Here is a 2,539-nt window from a genome sequence, read left to right as displayed (position 1 = left end):
CGGTAAACGCTATGACCATCTACAACCGGCATTACCTGCTTGCCTGGGCCACGCAAGGCTTTGGCGAGTATGATGCACAGTTCCGGCCTACACAGCTGTTGCCCGAAGCCACCCGGCAGCTGCAGGACATGAAGATCATATCATGGGCCGCCGGCGATGAACAGGAATTGTGGTGCGGAACAGATGGCAACGGTATCATCAAAATATATCCCCAAACAAAATTCTTCGGCACGGTAAACAGGGCTACCGGTGGCCCCGCTTTTAATAAACCTATACGCGCCTTCTGCGCCAATGGCAACGACCTTTGGGTGGGTACCAAAGGCAGCGGTATCATCTGTTTTCCCGGTTTCACCCGGCAGCCTGTTACTACGCACCAGCAATTGTTTTCGGCGGAACTGGACGATAATTCCGTTTTTGCGCTTTGCCGCGGTATGGATAGCATCCTCTTTATAGGTACTGATGGTAAAGGGCTTTCACTTTATGACCAGCTGCATAAACGCTTCATCAACTGGGCACAGGTAAAGGGCAGCAGTAAACTGCCGGTGTTTGGCTCCGTATATGCCATACTACCGGATGCCGATAGCTCGCTGTGGCTGGGCACCAGCGGGTATGGACTGGTACATCTGCGCATTCAGCGGCAGGGCAGCGCCATGGCGGTAACGGCATTCCGTCAGTATACATTCAATGGCGGCGACAGCGGTCCTGCCAACGATATTATTTATTCGCTGGCGCCCGGTCCTGCTAACTCACTGTGGATTGGCTGCCGCTATGGCGGACTTAACCTCTTCAACAAAACCCAGCAAAAATTCCAGGTGTTTAAGGCATTTAGTTATGAAGGCGGCCTGTCACATAATGATGTACTGGCGCTTTACCGCGATACCAGACAGCGGTTATGGATAGGTACCAGTTACGGGTTGAATTATATTGCAGAAGAAGATATCAGTAAGCCACAACCGGTATTTACCCGCTATAATACCGGCAACGGCCTGCCCAATAATACCATTCATGCCATTACGCAGGACAACGACGGCCTGATCTGGGTAAGTACCAATAAAGGACTGGCGCGTATCAATCCCACTACTGCCGAAATATCACATTTCCAGGAAGCCGATGGATTGCAAAGCAATGAATTCAGCGATGGGGCAGTCTGGAAAGATCCTGCAGGACGGCTTTACTTCGGGGGCGTTTACGGATTCAATTATTTCATCCCGGCCAATATACGGGAGCGCCATGTGTATCCCAACCTGCTGGTATCAGGATTGCAACTGGCCGGTAAAACAAATGAGAACGGATTAGAAGTACTGCAACCGGGAGAATATAACGCCGCCGCCTATACGCTGGCAAGACGGGATAACTTTTTTGAACTGCAGGGTAAAGCCGTCAGTTTTCTTCATGCAGAAAAATGTGAATACGCCTGGCTGCTGGAAGGCTACGATAAAACCTGGCAATACACCGGTGGCAACGGCAGGATTGCCTATAGCAATGTTCCTCCGGGCCGGTATGTACTGAAAGTAAAATGGAGTAACGGGGAAGGCGTATGGACGCCGCCCAGCGTACTGTTTACCCTCATCGTTCAACAATATTTCTGGCTTACCTGGCCTGCGTTCCTGTTATACCTGTTGCTGTTGGGCAGCGCAGGCACTGCTTTCTGGCTGTACCGGAAAAATAAACTGAAAATGAAACATCAGCTGGAAATGGAACACCTGCTGCGTAAAAAAGAAGAAGAGGTACATGAAGAACAACTCCGCTTTTTTACCAACATCGCACATGAACTGCAAACCCCGCTGACGCTCATTGTTGGCGCGGCGGAACGCAGCCGCGAACAGCCCGGCGATACTTATCACCAGGCCCTGGTACATCAGCATGCTTCCCGGCTAACCTACCTGGTGCAGCAGTTGCTGGAATTCCGCAGAGCGGAAGCCGGCTTCCTGGAAAATTATTACTCCCCACTTAATATTTCTGCGCTGCTGGAAAATATTGCAGCCTTGTTTAAACCTATGTGCCAGCAAAAAGCCCTGCGCTTTGAAACCAGTATTGCGCCGGCAATGATTGCCGCCATGGATAAAGACAAGCTGGAAAAGATCCTGTTTAACCTGCTGAGCAATGCCTGTAAATACACCAACCGGGAAGAAACCATCCTGCTCCGCGCCCAACAAACGAATAACTGCCTGAGCATCTACGTATATAATTCCGGCAGTCATATACCAGCGGAACAACTGGATAACCTGTTTACCCGTTTTTTCAGTACCGGTACCGCCACACATGGAAAGTTCGGAACAGGGATAGGACTGGCTTTTACCCAGCAAATGGTGCATCTGCTCAATGGCAGCATCCGCGCGGTGAATGAAAATAATGGGGTAGCTTTTTACGTACAGCTCCCGCTTTCAGAAACGGGCAACACTCAGCTGCAGCAACAGGAAGCGCCCGCCAATCCCGTTCCTTCCTACCTGTTACAATCCATTACTGCCGACTTGTTGCCGCAAACAGCGCCGGTTATTGATCCCAATAAACTATCCAGGATACAGAGCGTACAGGAGGC

General features: G+C 50.7%; 1 protein-coding gene. It reads left to right on the top strand.

Annotated features, from left to right (window positions below; genetic code table 11):
* Window positions 1–11 precede the first annotated feature (11 nt).
* Window positions 12–2,539 (top strand): sensor histidine kinase (locus VIM72_RS22130; protein ID WP_332005001.1); only part of this gene is annotated, 2,528 nt, incomplete at its 3' end.

Origin of the sequence: Chitinophaga sp., assembly GCF_036569185.1 — a bacterium.
Taxonomy (GTDB): Bacteria; Bacteroidota; Bacteroidia; order Chitinophagales; family Chitinophagaceae; genus Chitinophaga.
This window is presented reverse-complemented; position numbering and strand designations above follow the sequence as displayed.